At 70.6% G+C, this 2,764-nt stretch carries 3 protein-coding genes and 1 pseudogene; 1 reads left to right on the forward strand and 3 read right to left on the reverse strand.

From position 1 onward, the window contains the following. On the reverse strand, nucleotides 1–842 hold an 842-nt coding region (locus ABZV34_RS38290), incomplete at its 3' end, for an FAD-dependent oxidoreductase (protein ID WP_356287559.1). Between the two features lie 73 nt (nucleotides 843–915). On the opposite strand from ABZV34_RS38290, the gene ABZV34_RS38295 reads away from it, so the two are divergent. Continuing rightward, nucleotides 916–1,854 carry an AraC family transcriptional regulator gene (locus tag ABZV34_RS38295; RefSeq protein WP_356287562.1) on the forward strand — a complete coding sequence of 313 codons (939 nt, stop codon included), beginning with the start codon at nucleotides 916–918 and terminating at the stop codon, nucleotides 1,852–1,854. A 7-nt stretch (nucleotides 1,855–1,861) separates the two neighbouring features. Here the strand turns inward: ABZV34_RS38295 and ABZV34_RS38300 are convergent. Further along, nucleotides 1,862–1,981 (reverse strand): annotated as a pseudogene (locus ABZV34_RS38300) (IS5/IS1182 family transposase); the annotation flags it as partial. Between the two features lie 249 nt (nucleotides 1,982–2,230). After that, the coding region (locus ABZV34_RS38305) for a cupin domain-containing protein (protein WP_356287565.1) at nucleotides 2,231–2,764 on the reverse strand (534 nt) is incomplete at its 5' end.

Consider the following 2,764-nt stretch of genomic DNA (forward strand, 5'->3'; position numbering starts at 1 on the left):
CCCGCGGCGTCGAGGTGGAGGCCCTCCGTGACAGGTCGGCGGCCGGTGGCGGGCAGCAGTGCGGAGGCCTCGACGGTGTGTGTCCGCCCTTCCTTCTCGTACACGACCTCCGAGACGGCGCCGCTGTCGCGCACCTCGGTGACCTTCGCGCCGGTGATGACGCGGATGCCGTCGCCGGTGAGGATCTCCTCGACGGAGGCGGCGATGTCCTCGTCCTCCCGCGGCAGGAGGCGGCCGGCTGCTTCGAGGACCGTGACCTCGGTGCCGAAGTGGCGGTAGATGCCCGCGAACTCCAGGCCGAGGTAGCCGCCTCCCAGGACGACGAGCCGCTCGGGCAGGTTCTGCGTCTGGGTGAGCTCCGTGCTGGAGACGAGGTGGGAGCTGCTCGCGAGGCCGGGGATCGGCGGGATCACCGGCTCGGACCCGGTGTTGACCAGGATCGTGGGGGCGGTGACGGTGATGCGGTCCGGTCCCTCTCCGACGGCGACGGTGTGCGGGTCGACGAACCGTGCCGTGCCGGTGATGACCGTCGCGGTGTCCCTGCCGTTCAGCGCATCGAAGTTGCCGGCTCGGAAGGCGCTGGTCAGCGCGCGGACGCCGTCGACCGAGTGGGCGAAGAACGCCTGCGCGTCGTCCTCCGGATGCTTGGCGGTCGCGTAGTGGACGAGCATCTTGGTCGGTACACAGCCGACGTTCGGGCAGGTCCCCCCGTACATGTTCGCGGACCGTTCGACCAGGACCACGCGGCGGCCGGCGTCGGCTAGTACACGAGCGGCGGTCTTGCCACCCTTGCCGAAGCCGATGACCAGGATGTCCGCGGTGAGCGCTGTGGTGATCTCCATGTTTCGAGTCTGCGGCGCGGCCACTGGCACGACCAGACTTGATCGTCTCGGTTTTCTGCCTGAAAGTATCACCATGGACTCGGTCAGCCGACTGCTGCGGATGGCCCGCCTCGATGCGGGCCTCGACAAGCGCTGCCTGCTCGGAGCCGGTACCAGGATGGACGTGTCGGCGTACGGCGAACTGGAGGCACCCTTCCATGTGCTGCTGGAAGGCGCGTGCCGGCTCCAGGTGGGCACGGTCCTGCTAGACCTGCGCCCCGGAGACGTGGTGATGATCCCGAGCGGCGCTCCGCACCGGGTGATCACCGACGGCGCCGCCGACCCAGCGGGGACGACGGAGACCGCCGGCGACGTGTTCGTGACCACGCGCAGCGAGCACGGCGGTCAGCCCGTCATCGACCTGTTCTGCGGGCACTACACCTTCGACGCGGGTGCGGGTTCGCTGTTGTTCGCGAGCCTGCCCGACCCGGTGCACGTCTCCTTCGGGCAGTCGGCCGAGAGCGACGAGGTGCTGCGCATGCTGAGTGCCCTGATGCGCGGTGAGGCGCGACGCGAGGGCGAGGGCACCGCGGCGATTCTCTCCGCTCTGTGCACCGTGCTGCTGGCGATGGTGCTGCGCACCTCGCGGGGCGACACCACGCGGAGCTCCCTGTGGACCGCGGCGGCCGACGGCCGCATCGCGTCGGCCGTCGAGGGCATGCTGAACGATCCGGGGGCCGACTGGACGATCGACCGCCTCAGCCGCGCGGCCGCCATGTCCCGTGCCACCTTCCTGCGCCACTTCACCCGGGACACGGGGACGACCGTGGGCGCCTTCCTCGCCCGCGCGCGACTGATGGCGGCAGCGGAACTGCTCACCACCACCGACGCAACCGTCGCGGCCGTCGCCGGCCAGGTCGGCTACTCCTCCGAGTCCGCGTTCTCACGAGCCTTCCGGGCACATCTCGGCACGACACCCGCCCGCTTCCGGCGCGAGCGAACGCGGGCACCGGGCACAACGAAGGCCGAATGACAGCGGGTGGGGCTGATCCGGATCTTCGGGAGCTCCGCCAGGACTTCAGCCGTGCCATGCCGCGTTCGACTGGTGCCCGGGATGCGGCCAGTGCCCGGTTGATCGTGCGCAGTGTCGGGGACAGCTGGCCGCCGGACGGTCGGCTGCGCCCGATGGTGATCCGGAGCGGTTGGTGCTGGTGTCAGCCGCCGACGTGCTGGGTACGGCGGGAGGGAGGCCGGCCCGGTGAAGTGCGGGACGACCTGGTGAGGCCGCGCGTCTCCAGCCGGGAGGAACGGAAGCCATCGAAGCCGGCCCGCTGCGCTGTGATCGGAATGGAGATGGAGATCGGGATCGGGATCGCGGCATCGCGCACCGCTTACGGGGCCCGAACCGTCTACAACTCGCCTTCTCCACGGCGGGCGGGACGTGCCGCGTTGCGCAGGTTTCGCCAGGTGTGGTTGAGGGACGACCGGCCCGTGCGGTCCTTCTCCGGATTGCCGCTCTCCCAGGTTCGGGCCACGTCGGTGAACGTCTCCGGGGTCGTCTGCTCGGCCGACTGGCGCGCCTGGAGGGCCCGGGTGGCGCGTTGCAGGTCTTCCGGGGTGATCGTGCGCAGGGCCGCCTGGTGATGGCTGAGTATCGTGGCGCAGGCTTCAGCGATCGCGGCGTCGCCCAGAGGGCGTGCGGGGAGGTGGAGGTCTTCGGAGATCCGCTGGGCCAGGGCTGCCCGCAGGTCGTGCGGGGAGATCTCCCGCACCGTCGCCGACAGATGGGCTGACAGGCCGCCGGCACCTACCGCGCGGTGGGCGAAACCTCGGGGGATGTAGAGCACACTGCCCGGCGTCAGCACAGTACAGAGCAGTCGTGGGGAACGCTCACCGTCCTTGAGGTCGCCCGGGGCCCAGTCGGCGGTGGCCGGTGCGTCGTG

This window comes from Streptomyces sp. NPDC005195, from assembly GCF_040608315.1.
GTDB lineage: Bacteria > Actinomycetota > Actinomycetes > Streptomycetales > Streptomycetaceae > Streptomyces > Streptomyces kaempferi.

Excerpts from the sequence above, each read along its gene's own strand:
- ABZV34_RS38295 (WP_356287562.1), top strand. The coding sequence starts at position 916 with ATGGACTCGGTCAGCCGACTGCTGCGGATGGCCCGCCTCGATGCGGGC.